Below are 13,017 nucleotides of genomic sequence, written 5' to 3' on the forward strand. Positions count from 1 at the left end.
CGGGTTCCAAGGCTCGAGCTCAGAGGATCCGCCGTGTTTCCGCGCGGTGCTTGGCCCCATGCGCCCGGTCGTCGATGTCAAGGCAGGCGGGGCAGCGGATTTCTCACCTGGAGCGTATGGAACACCGAAGTTGGGTCCTGTGGCGTGAAGCTGACGAATCAGCACTATCCACGGTAGAAGGTCGGAAGACGACGTGTTGGCCCACGGCCGCGCCTACCTTCCTCTGAGCACTCTTGGCACGATTCGTCGGCGCGAGGCTCCTCCTCGAAGAACTCTCCGGTGCGGGGATCGTGTTTCGTCCAGCCAAAGTCGACTGGGTCTAGGAGGCCGGTCACCGACATCAAGAAGCCGTTCGTGGCCAACGATGCACAAACGGAGTTCATCGTGATGACACTCGGCGCCGGGACATCGTCGTCGTCGACATAGCGCTGTCGGCGCAGTTCTTCAGGATCAGTGGCTTCCTCGCGGAGTCGTCCAGCGTCAATGAGCCCGTTACAGAAGAGGCAGCCTTTGCCCGGAATGACCGGTCGGTTCGCAGCAAACATGTCCACTACTGCGCCCGATTCCTTGTCGATCTGGACCTTGACGCCCATCTGTGCTCCAGGGATCAAGTACTGATGGACGAGTGCGTTGAAGACCAACCTGGCCTGCATGGTGTCGGCCGCAAGGAAGAGGTGGTCACAGTCGACAAGTGCTTCGGCTGCACGGGGTTCCATGATGCTAATGGGAAGAGCATCCATTCGGGTGCGGCCTGCTTCGCGAGCATGACGCTTTGCGATCCGGACCTTGGTCGCCCGGAAGCGTTCGAAGAACTTTCCGACTCGTCCCAGCCGACGGTGCGTCAGTTGCGGGAGCGTGTCCCCGCGCTTGCTTCCGACCACGCGCGGAAGATTGGAAGGCTCAATGCGGTCAGGGTCGACGACAACGAGTTCGCCAACCCCAAGCCGCACGAGGTTTTCGATGATGATCGATCCGGCCCCGCCAGCACCAATGACGCCAACTTTCAGATTCTTTAGGATCTCCTGACCGCGGTCGCCAAAAAGGCGGGCCTGACGATCAAATTGTTCGCCAGCACCCGCAGGTGCCAGTTCTGGTTCAGGACGAAGGATGCGCCGCGGGTATCCAGCGACAACCATCACATCGAGGTCAGAACGGTGACCATCCGGGAACCAGATGTCGCCCGCAACAGCATCTGAGGCGAAGACCAGGCCTCCAACAGGCGGTCCGTTCACGATGTCCCGCAGTGCCGGATATCCGCGCTCATGGGACTGCATATCGGTCTGCGAGAAGCCCACGCTGGTCGAACCGCCATGGCAATGTGCGGCAAGATATGCCATCTTCAACTCGGCGCATTCCAGGACACAGTCCATGACGAAATCGGCCGTGAGCATGCGATATCCGTACTGCCCCGGGACATAGTCGACACCGTCGACCGCGAGAAATAGCCGGTGTGCCAGCAGCCGCGTGCCGCGGCTTGTTTCCATGACGGATGCCGCGATCACCGCCCCGTGTTCGTCGTGGTCCCCGGGGAAAAGGTGCGAGTGCAGTTCGCTCATCATCTCTTCCGGGATGTGCAATGACGCGCTCACGTCCGGGCCTCCAGCCAGTACAGCACCTTGGCCAACTTGAGCGCCGCGCTGTCCACGGCTGAGTCCAACTGATTCGAGCGGCGCGACACCTGGATCGCTCGAAGCTCCGCGCCCGCAAATTGGAAGTTGCCCAGCGACGTCCCCTCGCCCAGTGGAGTGGTCTCCGGACGGGTGGAATCCTTGATGCGCACCGCAGGGTCGATGAAGTGCGGGTACACGTCGGCCACCGGGTAGTTCACCGTGATGTGGAACTTAATCCACGTCTCAGCCTGCGAGTACTGAGACTCAAGCGGCACCGTGTCCACGGTCACGAAGGCACCACCGTCGCCGTCAGCGATGAAGGAGACGTTCGCGTCCGGGTGCTGGTCCTGGATCTCGGCGATCGCAGTCTCGATTTCAGGTGTCACTGCCACCGGGTACTCCTTAAGAGTTGTCGTCGCCTGCGGTGGCCACGAACTGTGAGCCCTCAGAGACTCCGACGGTGTCGTTGTCACCGATGATCTTGCGCTTCTTGTTCTTGATCTCCGCGAGCTGAAATCCGATCTCGATCTGCACCCCGGCGTTGATCGCTGCCTGCTTGATCTGCAGACCGGTCAAGGAGTGGTTGGTGACGGGGACCTGGTTGTTGTTGACGATGATGTTGAAGCTCTTGTCAGGCTTCGGTGCGGCTTCTTCGGCCATGGCTGCTACCTCCGTGATGATTGCAATATAGGTGATCGTTTGCTACTCTAGCATTGCATACTAGGCGTTGGATTGCAAGTTCGCAATCAGGAGGAAGAGTGATGGACAAGAAGGGGTGGTTTGACGCTGAGGCGTTCTACGAGGCGCTCGACTCTGTGCGCGTGGCCAGGACGCTGAACTGGAAGCAGGTGGCGGCCGAGTCGGGTGTGAGCGCGTCGACGTTGACGCGGATGGCGCAAGGTCGCCGACCAGACGTGGATGGACTCGCCGCTCTGGCAGCGTGGTCGGGGTTGCGTGCGGATGACTATGTTCGCAGCGACGCCGAGGTGCCTGGACCAGAGCCTCTGGCGATGATTTCGACGTACCTTCGTAGCGACAAGAACCTGACCAGCGAAGCCGCAGCAGCAATGGACGAGCTGATCAAGGCGACGTATCAGAGGTTGCGCACGAAGGGCTGACATGGGGTATCGGTACGGGTTTAAGACAGAAGCCAACACCTTGGCGGAAGACATCCGCGCGGAGCTCGGTCTGAGCTCAATGGACGCGTTCGATCCCTACCGGCTAGCCGCCTACCTCGAGATACCGATCTGGGAAGTGAGCAGCTTTGCGAACGAGAATCCGGCCATCTTGTGCCTGCTCAACGGAGAACGGAGCTATTTCTCTGCTGCGACGATCTTCGCTGGCCGACGTCGCACGATCGTGCACAACGACTCCCACAGTCCCGTGCGGCAGCACAGCAACCTCTCCCACGAGCTTGCGCACAGCCTCCTGCAGCACCCACCAACTCCAGCAATGGATGCTCGTGGCTGCCGTGATTGGAATCAGGACATCGAAGACGAAGCCGAGTGGCTCGCCGGTATTCTGCTCATCTCTGAGGATGCGACGCTGTCTATCGTTCGTCTGGGCTGGAGCAAAGAAGGCGCGGCAGCACATTTCGGAGTGAGTACGCAGATGGTGCAGCGTCGCCTAAATGCAACCGGTGCCGTAAAACGCGTAAGCCGGGCGAGAAACTACCGGCGGCGGTAGCGAGCAGGCCTGGAGGACGGTACATAAAAGAATGAGATTCTCGGAGCACTTCAGTATCCGACGGACCGAGCAGGACGACTGGTTCGACCCTCACCTAGCGGTGGACACTGAGCTGTTCATCGACCCCCTCCTCCTGCTTGAAGCTGGCGACGAATGGGCCGAAGCGCATCGGGAACTGATCGCTCACTTCATCCACTGCTGCGCGCTGGTGGCGAAGTCAACAGGCAAAGACTCTGTCTCGGCCAAAGCAGCCAGGCGACTACTCACCTCCCCGAGCCGTTCGAGATTGGTCTTGGCTACAGCTCTGATGGCACTCGTGGGTCGGGCGCGGGGGACAAGTTCGCTAGCCGCATGGCCGACGGGATCGCGGTGGCTATCGCAGCCGGCTTGAAGGTGCCAGGAAGAGATCGGCATCCTGAACGAAGGGATTGGGGCCGATCGGATCTCAGATGCTACTGCGAACGTCATTATGGGTCGGCTGATCGCATATACCCAGGTAGTAGCCGAGAGGCAAGGCGTTCCACTTGAGCCGCACCGGGTCAAGAACGCTCGCGTCAGCATAGAAGCGGCCCAGTGGTATGACGAGGACAGGTTACTTTCAACCAATCCGGCTACAGGACGTCCGCCGCCTCATAGCGGGCGACGATCTCATCGAGCTTGGCCTGGCCGAAGCGATCGATGAGACGGTAGCGCTGGCGCGTGGACACCGGCCTCGTCCTCGGTTTGGCCGTGGTGTCCGCCGCCACTCTGGCCAAGGCGGTATCCAGGGCATCGAACTGGGCCAGTTTTGGGCGGGGACGCTTCGAATAGTCTGCGAGCACCCCAGCGTGAGCCGGCCGTGTTAGTCCTGCTGATCGCGACCCTTGCCCTCACCTGTGACCCATGCCATACTCGTCCTCGATACGCATCGACGATGCGGTTCGACGAGCACGAGGAGGTGACCCGCGATGCCGACCAGCAAGGACGTGGCCCGTCTGGCGGGCGTCTCGCAGAGTACCGTCTCGTACGTCATGAGCGGCCGCCGGCCCATCTCCGAGGAGACTCGGAAGCGCGTCGAGGCAGCCATGGAGGAGCTCGCGTTCCGGCCGAACGCCGGCGCGAGGGCGCTGGCTAGCCGGCGCAGCCAGGTCATCGGGCTCGCGATCCCGTTCGTTCCGGACCTGCACATGGGCTCGATCATGGAGTTCATCTCCGTCATCGCGGCCACGGCCCGGCAGAGCGACTACGACATCCTGCTCGTCACCGACGACGAGGGGCCCGAGGGCCTCGAGCGCGTCGTGGGCCAGCAGCTCGTCGACGGGCTCATCATCATGCAGGTCGAGCGCGAGGACGCCCGTGTCCCCGTCATCCGCAACCTCCCGGTCCCCAGCATTCTCATCGGCATCCCCGAGAAGCACGACGGCCTCGAGTGCATCGACGCCGACTTCGAGCTCGCCGGGGCAATGTGCGTCGAGGAACTGGCACAGCTGGGCCACGAAAACGTGATCCTCGTGGACTGGCAGGACACCGTGGTCACGCGCCACGTGAACTACGTCAAGCGGTTCCACCGCGGCGTCGACAGGGCGGCGGCTGCCACGGGCATCAAGGTCATCCGCACTCCGGGCCGCGTCACCATCGCCGGCATGGAGAAGGCCATCACCAAGGCCCTCAAGGAAAACAGGGGAATCCCAGCCTTCATCGCCCCCGAAGGCGCCAACCAGGATCTCCTCGTCGAAGCCCTCAACAACTTAGGGCTCGTCCTCGGGGAGGACGTCTCCGTCGTCGTCAATTGCCCCGATCGGATCGCCGAACGCCAGCGCATCCCGCTCACCACGATCTGGATGGAACCAGACGAAGTCTCCCGCCGCGCGGTCCACATGATGGTTCGCGACCTCACCGATCCCACGTCCAGGCCCCACGAGGCCCTGGAGCTCATCCGGCCCGTGCTGAAGCGCCGGAAGAGCACCATCCGTCCCCGCGCGCAGCGCTGACGGCGGGTACCCCCGAGAAAGAGCAACGCCCCGTCCACATCGATGCGCATCGTCGATACGCATCGACAATCCGATCAGGAGAACCCAATGAAGCGAACCTCCCTCACCGCCCGCGCAGGCACCGTCCGCACCGGCCTGGCCCTCGCGGCCCTGGCGATCCCAGCGGTCCTGACGGGCTGCGGCGCGAGCAACAGCGCGTCGTCGAACGCGGACGTCAAGACGATCTCGGTGCTCGATTACTACAACAACGAACCGGACAAGTCGTTCATCGGCGACGCCCTGAACAAGTGCGCCGAGAAGGCCGGCGTCACGCTCGACCGCCAGACCATCACGGGCTCGTCGCTCATCCAGAAGGTCCTCCAGCAGGCGTCATCGAAGACGCTCCCGGACGTCCTCATGCTCGACAACCCCGACCTCCAGCAGATCGCCGCGACCGGCGCGCTCGCCCCGCTGAGCGACTTCAACGTCAGCACGGACGGCTTCGCGCAGGGCGTGCTCCAGGCCGGCACGTACAACGGCAAGGTCTACGGCCTGGCCCCGACGGTCAACACGATTGCCCTCTTCTTCAACAAGGACCTCCTCGCCAAGGCCGGCGTCCAGCCGCCCAAGACCTGGGACGAGCTCAAGGCCGCGGCCGCGAAGCTCACGAGCGGCAGCCAGTACGGCATCGCGTTCGACGCCAATGCGACCTACGAGGGCACGTGGCAGTTCCTCCCGTTCATGTGGAGCAACGGCGGCGACGAGAAGAACATCGCGACTTCCCAGACCGCCGAGGCCCTCCAGCTCTGGACGGACCTCGTGAAGTCCGGCTCGGCGTCGTCGGGCGTTCTGAACTGGAAGCAGGCGGACGTCAAGGACCAGTTCGTGGCCGGCAAGGCCGCCATGATGGTCAACGGCCCGTGGCAGCTCCCCACGCTCGACAAGGTCCAGGGCCTCAACTACGGCATCGTCCAGCTCCCCGTGAAGTCCGCCTCGGACACCGAGGTCGCGCCCCTGGGTGGCGAGACGTGGACCGTCCCGCAGACCGGCAACAAGGCCAAGCAGGCCAAGGCCGCGCAGGTCGTGGCGTGCATGAACAGCGACGAGATGCAGACCTCGATGGCGAAGCAGCGCAACACGGTCCCGTCCAAGACCACGCTCGCGTCCCAGTTCGCGGCCGACAACCCCAAGCTCGCCGTCTTCACCGACCTCATCAAGACCGCCCGCGCCCGCACCGGCGAGCTCGGCGCCGATTGGCCCAAGGCCGCGACCAAGATCTACACGGCCATCCAGACGGCCCTCACGGGCAAGGCCACGCCGTCGGACGCCCTCCAGCAAGCCCAGAACGGCTGATCAGGCACCAGATGACGACGACGACCACCACCCGAGCGCCCATCCGCCGCGCCGCTTCGGCCGGCACCCGAGGGCTGCGGAACGGGAAGCGCGGGCGCGGGAGGGAGAGCCTGTATCAATGGCTCTTCCTCATCCCCGCGGCCGTCTACCTGGCGCTGTTCTTCGGCTACCCCGTAGTGAAGAACCTCATCATGAGCTTCCAGGACTACGGCACCGCGACCTTCTACACGGGCGAGGCCCCGTGGGTCGGCTTCGCGAACTACGCCGCTGTCCTCGGCTCCTCGATATTCACGACGGCGGCGCTCAACACGGCGCTGTTCACGGCGGGTTCGATCGTGGGCCAGTTCGTGATCGGCCTCGCGCTCGCGGTGTTCTTCCGCAAGAAGTTCCCGCTGAGCGGCGTGCTGCGCTCGCTGCTCCTGCTGCCGTGGCTCATCCCGCTCATCGCGAGCGGCGCGGTGTGGAAGTGGATCCTCGACAAGGACTCCGGGGCGCTCAACCAGTTCCTCGAGGCGCTGCACATTGTGCCGAACGGGGTCCCGTGGCTCACGAGCACGCAGCTCGCGCTCGTCGCGGTGGTCGGCGTCAACGTCTGGATCGGCATCCCGTTCAACGTCACCATCCTGTACGGCGGGCTCCAGGACATCCCGGACGAGCTCTACGAGGCCGCGGCGCTCGACGGCGCCACCGGCTGGCGCTCGTTCTGGAACGTCACGTGGCCCATGCTCCGGCCCGTGGTGAACGTGGTCCTGGTGCTGGGCGTGGTCTACACGCTCAAGGTCCTGGACATCATCCTCGCCCTGACCGGGGGAGGGCCGGCCAACGCTAGCCAGACGATCGCGACCCAGTCGTACGCGCTGTCCTTCCAGCAGTTCCAGTTCGGCCAGGGCTCCGCGCTCGGCAACATCCTCGTGCTCATCTCGCTCGTGTTCGCGCTCTTCTACCTGCGGGCCAGCCGGCGCGGCGTCGAGGACTGAAAGGAGGGATTTCCATGGCTACCATTGCTGCATCGACTCCGGGTCCGGCCAAGAGCCCCGCCCGGGTGGCGCGGGCCAAGCGCACGGGCCTCCCGTACACGGCGCTCGGGATGCTGTTCCTCGCGATCATGCTGTTCCCCGTCTACTGGATGGTGAACGCCTCGCTCCAACCCAACGGCACCACGATCCAGGCCACGTGGTTCCCCATCCACCCGGACTTCTCGGGATACGGGACGGCTTTTGCGCAGCAGGGCCAGAACCTGGGGACATCGCTCGTGGTGGCTTTAGGGAGCGTCGTGGTGAGCCTCGCGATCGCCGCGCCCGCCGCGTACGCGCTGAGCCACTTCAAGGTCCGGGGCACAAATGTTGTGCTGTTCGCGATCCTCATCAGCCAGATGATCCCGGGGATCGTCGTCGCGAACGCGCTGTACACGGCGTACAACGACCTGGGGCTGCTCAATACGATCGGCGGGCTCATCCTCGCGGACTCGTCGCACGGCATCCCGTTTGCGATCCTCATCATCCGCGCGTTCATGGGGTCGCTGCCGAGCTCGATCATCGAGGCCGGGCGCGTGGACGGGGCCGGGCACGTGCGCGTGTTCTGGTCGATCGTGCTGCCGGTGAGCCGGAACGCGCTCATCACGGCGGGGCTGTTCACCTTCCTGTTCGCGTGGAGCGACTTCCTGTTCGCCCTCACACTCACCACCACCGACGCCGTTCGGCCCGTGACGCTCGGCCTGTACCAGTACATCGGCTCGTACGTCACCGACTGGAGCTCCGTCATGGCGACGGCGGTGCTCGCCTCGCTGCCCGCCGTCGTCCTTCTTCTGGTCGCCCAGAAGTTTGTCGCCGCCGGGACTGCCTCCGGCGCCGTGAAGTAGCCGTACCCGAGAGGAAAAGGATTTCTCATGACACCACCCATCCGCGTCACCGTGTGGGGCGAATACCGGCACGAGCTCCGCGAGGAGCACGTGGCCGCGATCTACCCCGACGGCATGCACACCACGATCGCCGAGGGCATCCGCGAGAACCTCGGCTCCCGGGCCGTTGTCCGCACCGCGACGCTCGACGAGCCCGAGCACGGCCTCACCGAGGACGTCCTCGCCGAGACCGACGTCCTGACCTGGTGGGGCCACGCGGCCCACGGCGAGGTGAGCGACGAGGTCGTCGAGCGGGTCCACCGGCACGTGCTCTCCGGCATGGGCCTCGTGGTGCTGCACTCGGGCCACTGGTCGAAGATCTTCCAGAAGCTCATGGGCACCACATGCACCCTCCGCTGGCGCAGCGAGCAGGACCGCGAGCTCGTGTGGACCGTCAACCCCACCCACCCGATCGCCCAGGGCGTCCCGCACCCCATCGACATCCCCGCCCAGGAGATGTATGGCGAGTACTTCGACATCCCCGCGCCCGACGAGCTCGTGTTCGTGAGCTCGTTCAGCGGGGGAGAGGTGTTCCGCTCGGGCTGCACGTTCCGCCGCGGCCACGGCAAGATCTTCTTCTTCAGCCCCGGCGACCAGGACTACCCCGTGTACCACCACCGCGACGTGCGGCGGGTCATCGCGAACGGCGTCGAATGGGCGGTTACCGACCGGCCCGAGCGCGCCCTCCCGACGCTGCTGCGGTACGAGACCGGCGAGTTCTTCCGCGGCACTGATTATTCGCACGCGGCGCCGGACATCGCCGAGGCTCGCGCAGCCGCAGGGGCTGCGGCTGCGAATGCAGGGGCCAACGCAGAGGCGCACGCATGAGCGCTCAGCCGGGCTTCGCCGTCGTCGGTTCAGACGGCGGGCCGCTGCGCGTCGTTCTGGTCGGCGCGGGCTCGATGGGCAAGGCGTGGCTGCGGGCGGTCGCCGCGAACAGCGACGTCGAACTCGCGGGGATCGCGGACCTCGACCTCGCCGCCGCGGAGTCGGCCGCCGGCGAGTTCGTCGGGCAGGGCCTCCCGGTGGGCCGGGACGCCGTCGAGCTCGCCCGGCGCTCCGGCGCGCAGGCGATCATCAACGTCACCATCCCGGCCGCGCACCACCCGGTGACGACGGCGGCGCTCCTCGCCGGATTCCCCGTGCTGGGGGAGAAGCCCGTGGCATCGACGGTCGCGGAGGGACTCTCCCTCGCGGCCGCCGCCGAGCTCACGGGCCAGCTGTTCATGGTGAGCCAGTCGCGCCGCTACAACCGGCACCTGTTCGCCGCGAAGGCCCAGTCCGAGGCCTTGGGCCGGGTGGGCATCCTGTCCGTGGACTTCTTCAAGGCCCCGCGCTTCGGCGGCTTCCGCGAGGTCATGGCGAGCCCGCTCCTGCTCGACATGGCAATCCACCAATTCGACATGGCACGCTTCCTCCTCGACGCAGACCCCGTCTCCGTCACGTGCGAGGAGTACAACCCCGCGTGGAGCTGGTTCGGCGGCAACGCGGCGGCGACCGCGACGTTCGAGTTCGACGGCGGCGCGCGCTTCGTGTTCAACGGCAGCTGGTGCAGCCCCGGCTTCGAGACCTCGTGGAACGGCTCCTGGCGTATCTCGGGCGAGCTCGGCACTGTCCTCTGGGACGGCGACCACGAGCCCGCGGTGGCGCTGGCCGCTGGCGAGGGGCTGGTTGAGGCGGGGTCGGCCGAGGCGGGGCTGGCCGCGGAGGAGGGCGGCGCCGTCGTCCGTCCTGTTGCCGACCCCGGCCAGGAGATCGCGGGCTCGCTGCGCGAATTCGTCGCCGCCGTGCGCACCGGCGCCGAGCCCATGGGGCGCGTGCACGCCAACATCCTGAGCCTCGCCATGGTCGAGGCCGCCGTGAAAAGCACGACGGCGGGGCACCGGGTCGCGCTCGACGAGATCCTCAGCGACTCCTACGAGGCCGCCCTCGGGGCCGAGACGAACGAGGACGTGCTGCGCGTGCTCAAGTCGTGGCCGTCTGTGCGGGAGGGCTTGGCACGACCGGCCCTCGGCCGCTAAACCGGCGCTGGCCAGCACCGGTTTAGCGGGTCTGCACCGGTCGCGCCCACAGGCAACTGGGTGGCCGGGACCCCGCAACTGGGTGCCCGGGACCCCGCAACTGGGTGGCCGGGACCCCGCAACTGGGTGGCAGGGACCCCGCAACTGGGTGGCAGGGACCCCGCAACCAGCTCGTGGCGAGAAGGCAACCGTCCCGTTTGAACCTGCACGGGGCCCGTGGCGTCCTCTTGGATGAGGTGACCGACTGTCCGTCGTCGGGCATCTTCGGAGGGCATCATGAAGCTTCCACGCACCGCAGCAGCGGCCGCAGCGCTCGGCGCAACCCTCTTCCTGACCGGCTGCCCCGGCCCGCCGGCGGCCCCGGCGCCGAGCCCGTCGATCACGACGCCGTCGCCCACCCTCACCCCGACACCGACTCCAACGCCGACACCGACTCCGACGCCGACGCCGACACCGACTCCGACGCCGACGCCGACACCGACCCCCGCGCCGGTGCCACCCGCCCCTGTGGCGCCACCCGTCGTCCCGCCTCCCGCCCCCGCACCGCCACCGCACATGGTTCCGCCGCCGCTTCACCCCGGCGGAGGCGACCACGACGCCGACGACAACGGTGGTCCGGACGATGGCGACGGCAACAAGTAACGCGCGCCTGATCGATGGGCGACTGATCGATCGGCGACTGATCGCCGCGATGGCGGCCACCGCAATGCTGGTCGTCTCGGGCTGCGTCGGTCCGACCGGCGGCGGCTCCGGGACGACCGCGCCGGCGCCTCGCGGTCAGGCCTTCGCGTGGTTCCGCGCCGGCCCTGCACCGGGCTTATGGAAGGTCGAGGAGCTCCCGGACCGAACCGCCAAGATGTCCCTCCCGCCCGAGGCAACGCCTGCCCAGGCCGACCCGGGCAGCGTCTCCGCCGAGATCACGTCGCCGAGCGCGGGCCTCCTGGTCTACTTCAACGCGACGCCGAAGCAGGGCGACGAGTCAGTGGCCACGTGGCCCGAGTTCCGCCTCGACCACCTCGTGGACGAAAACGGCGAACCGGCCCAGAAGCTGTCCAGCCGGACCGGGATGGCGTTCCGCGGGGGCCAGGGTTCGTGCGTGGAGGACACGTACCGAACCCGCGATAGCGAGGGCGGCACCCACGATTACCGCGAAATCGCGTGCTTCGTCGAGGGAGCGAGGGGCGGAAGCGTGCTCGTCGTGGCGACGCCGCCCCAAGCCTGGGACGCCTACAGCTCGGTGGTGCAGCAGGCCGTCGACGCGTACGCGGCGGAGTGAGCGCCGAGGGTGGGTCAGTGGGCCGCGAGCGTGCTGCTGCTGGCGGCCGCCGGGATTCGGTCCGCGGTCTGCGGGGGCGCGGGGAGCTGCATCGCGGCGATCGCTGCGCCGCGGGCCCAGTGGGTGTGGCTGACCTCGACGATCTCGAGGGGCACGGCGGGCGTGTGCTTCTCCCGGTCGTGGGCCCGGCCGGCTCGGACGGCGTCGGGCGCGGCGACGGCGAGGCCTACGCCCTCGCCCGTGAGGACGATCTTCTGGGGCATCGTGAAGGCCGAGGCGATCGTCATGAGGCGGCCGAGCGAGAACGCGGCCTGGTCCACGACCTGTCGGGCCACGGGATCCTTGGCCGCGAGCTTCATGAGCCTCTCGTAGGGCACGCTCCGACCGAGAGACACGGCCGCCTGGGCCTCGATGTTCCGGATGCTCAGCACGACGTTCGCGCAGCCGCGATGCCCGAGGCTGCAGGCGGGGCCCGTCGGGTCGAGGGGGGTGTGCCCCACTTGGCCGAGGCCCGCGTTGACGTCGTTGATGAGCTGGTTGTTGATGACGAGGCCGTAGCCCACGCCCGCGCCGATCGTGAGGATCACGAGGTTCTCGACCCCGCGGCCAGCCCCATGCCAGTGCTCGATGAGGGTCAGCGCGTTGAGGTCGTTGGCGACGGCCACCGGGAGGGACGTGGCGGCCCGGAGGCGCTCGCCGAACGGCACGTTCTCCCACTCGAGGAACGGCGCGTAGCCCACGCTGCCGTCCTCGCGGACCTGCCCGCCGAGGCAGACTCCCAGACCGGACGCGGCGCCGCCGCGACGCTGGAGGTTCTCCGCGAGCGCGGTCAGGACGGCGATCACCGAGTCGGGATCCTTCGCGCGGATCGGGGCGTCCTCGGACTCGAGCACGTCGGCCCGCAGATTGACGAGCGCCGCGTACGCGTGGTTCCCGGTGACCTTCACCCCGATGAAGCGGTGTTGGCTCGCGTCGACCTCGAGGGGCTGGGTGGGCCGGCCGGTGGGGCCCACGTGTCGTCCGGGCACCTCGCGGAGCTCTCCGGAGGCGAGGAGCGGCTTGGTGACGCGGCTCAGGCTCGCGGCCGAGAGCCCGAGCCGCTCGGCCAGCGCGCTTCGGGACATGGGCCCGTCGATGAGCAGCCGGTACAGGACATCCCGCGTGGAGCTCGGATCTCCGAGCCAGCTGGGATGCACAGGCGTGGCGTCCACGCGTCCTCCTTCGG

At 66.8% G+C, this 13,017-nt stretch carries 13 protein-coding genes; 9 read left to right on the plus strand and 4 right to left on the minus strand.

Annotation, left to right across the window (positions count from 1 at the left end; genetic code table 11):
* Positions 1-164: 164 nt before the first annotated feature.
* Genes ACOKR1_RS06050 through ACOKR1_RS06060 form a run of 3 tightly spaced genes read right to left on the minus strand, consistent with a single transcriptional unit; the run spans position 165 to position 2,270 of the window.
* On the minus strand, positions 165-1,589 hold the full coding sequence (locus ACOKR1_RS06050; protein WP_422935807.1) for a ThiF family adenylyltransferase: 1,425 nt from the start codon (positions 1,587-1,589) through the stop codon (positions 165-167).
* Positions 1,586-2,002, minus strand: coding sequence for a hypothetical protein (locus ACOKR1_RS06055; protein ID WP_422935808.1), 417 nt, complete (start codon positions 2,000-2,002; stop codon positions 1,586-1,588). Before ACOKR1_RS06055 ends, ACOKR1_RS06050 begins: the two co-directional genes overlap by 4 nt.
* A gap of 10 nt (positions 2,003-2,012) precedes the next feature.
* The gene (locus tag ACOKR1_RS06060) at positions 2,013-2,270 is read right to left on the minus strand and encodes a multiubiquitin domain-containing protein (protein ID WP_422935809.1); all 258 of its coding nucleotides are present in this window, start codon (positions 2,268-2,270) and stop codon (positions 2,013-2,015) included.
* Between the two features lie 101 nt (positions 2,271-2,371).
* On the opposite strand from ACOKR1_RS06060, the gene ACOKR1_RS06065 reads away from it, so the two are divergent.
* The 9 genes from ACOKR1_RS06065 to ACOKR1_RS06105 all read left to right on the plus strand — a co-directional run bounded on the left by ACOKR1_RS06065 (position 2,372) and on the right by ACOKR1_RS06105 (position 11,792).
* The gene (locus ACOKR1_RS06065) at positions 2,372-2,728 is read left to right on the plus strand and encodes a helix-turn-helix domain-containing protein (RefSeq protein WP_422935810.1); all 357 of its coding nucleotides are present in this window, start codon (positions 2,372-2,374) and stop codon (positions 2,726-2,728) included.
* A gap of 40 nt (positions 2,729-2,768) precedes the next feature.
* Positions 2,769-3,296, plus strand: a complete 528-nt coding sequence (locus tag ACOKR1_RS06070) for an ImmA/IrrE family metallo-endopeptidase (protein ID WP_422935811.1) — start codon at positions 2,769-2,771, stop codon at positions 3,294-3,296.
* Positions 3,297-4,243: 947 nt separating this feature from the next.
* On the plus strand, positions 4,244-5,266 hold the full coding sequence (locus ACOKR1_RS06075) for a LacI family DNA-binding transcriptional regulator (RefSeq protein ID WP_422935812.1): 1,023 nt from the start codon (positions 4,244-4,246) through the stop codon (positions 5,264-5,266).
* Between the two features lie 87 nt (positions 5,267-5,353).
* On the plus strand, positions 5,354-6,598 hold the full coding sequence (locus ACOKR1_RS06080; protein ID WP_422935813.1) for a sugar ABC transporter substrate-binding protein: 1,245 nt from the start codon (positions 5,354-5,356) through the stop codon (positions 6,596-6,598).
* 11 nt (positions 6,599-6,609) lie between these two features.
* Positions 6,610-7,575 carry a carbohydrate ABC transporter permease gene (locus tag ACOKR1_RS06085; protein ID WP_422935814.1) on the plus strand — a complete coding sequence of 322 codons (966 nt, stop codon included), beginning with the start codon at positions 6,610-6,612 and terminating at the stop codon, positions 7,573-7,575.
* A gap of 14 nt (positions 7,576-7,589) precedes the next feature.
* A complete protein-coding gene (locus tag ACOKR1_RS06090; protein ID WP_422935815.1) occupies positions 7,590-8,456 on the plus strand; it encodes a carbohydrate ABC transporter permease in 867 nt (288 codons plus the stop codon).
* Positions 8,457-8,483: 27 nt separating this feature from the next.
* Positions 8,484-9,323 (plus strand): ThuA domain-containing protein, encoded by an 840-nt coding sequence (locus tag ACOKR1_RS06095; protein ID WP_422935816.1) that lies wholly within the window; start codon positions 8,484-8,486, stop codon positions 9,321-9,323.
* A complete protein-coding gene (locus ACOKR1_RS06100; protein WP_422935817.1) occupies positions 9,320-10,516 on the plus strand; it encodes a Gfo/Idh/MocA family protein in 1,197 nt (398 codons plus the stop codon). The genes ACOKR1_RS06095 and ACOKR1_RS06100 overlap by 4 nt, the downstream gene beginning before the upstream one ends.
* A gap of 691 nt (positions 10,517-11,207) precedes the next feature.
* On the plus strand, positions 11,208-11,792 hold the full coding sequence (locus ACOKR1_RS06105; protein ID WP_422935818.1) for a hypothetical protein: 585 nt from the start codon (positions 11,208-11,210) through the stop codon (positions 11,790-11,792).
* Between the two features lie 14 nt (positions 11,793-11,806).
* On the opposite strand, the gene ACOKR1_RS06110 is transcribed toward ACOKR1_RS06105, so the two are convergent.
* Positions 11,807-13,003 carry an ROK family protein gene (locus ACOKR1_RS06110; protein WP_422935819.1) on the minus strand — a complete coding sequence of 399 codons (1,197 nt, stop codon included), beginning with the start codon at positions 13,001-13,003 and terminating at the stop codon, positions 11,807-11,809.
* Between the last annotated feature and the right edge of the window lie 14 nt (positions 13,004-13,017).

Source organism: Sinomonas sp. P47F7 (assembly GCF_049332655.1).
Lineage (GTDB): Bacteria > Actinomycetota > Actinomycetes > Actinomycetales > Micrococcaceae > Sinomonas.

Coding starts and splice junctions, on each gene's coding strand:
- ACOKR1_RS06060 (WP_422935809.1), bottom strand. CDS start 2,270: ATGGCCGAAGAAGCCGCACCGAAGCCTGACAAGAGCTTCAACATCATC.
- ACOKR1_RS06065 (WP_422935810.1), top strand. CDS start 2,372: ATGGACAAGAAGGGGTGGTTTGACGCTGAGGCGTTCTACGAGGCGCTC.
- ACOKR1_RS06075 (WP_422935812.1), top strand. CDS start 4,244: ATGCCGACCAGCAAGGACGTGGCCCGTCTGGCGGGCGTCTCGCAGAGT.
- ACOKR1_RS06080 (WP_422935813.1), top strand. CDS start 5,354: ATGAAGCGAACCTCCCTCACCGCCCGCGCAGGCACCGTCCGCACCGGC.
- ACOKR1_RS06085 (WP_422935814.1), top strand. CDS start 6,610: ATGACGACGACGACCACCACCCGAGCGCCCATCCGCCGCGCCGCTTCG.
- ACOKR1_RS06090 (WP_422935815.1), top strand. CDS start 7,590: ATGGCTACCATTGCTGCATCGACTCCGGGTCCGGCCAAGAGCCCCGCC.
- ACOKR1_RS06095 (WP_422935816.1), top strand. CDS start 8,484: ATGACACCACCCATCCGCGTCACCGTGTGGGGCGAATACCGGCACGAG.
- ACOKR1_RS06100 (WP_422935817.1), top strand. CDS start 9,320: ATGAGCGCTCAGCCGGGCTTCGCCGTCGTCGGTTCAGACGGCGGGCCG.
- ACOKR1_RS06105 (WP_422935818.1), top strand. CDS start 11,208: ATGGCGGCCACCGCAATGCTGGTCGTCTCGGGCTGCGTCGGTCCGACC.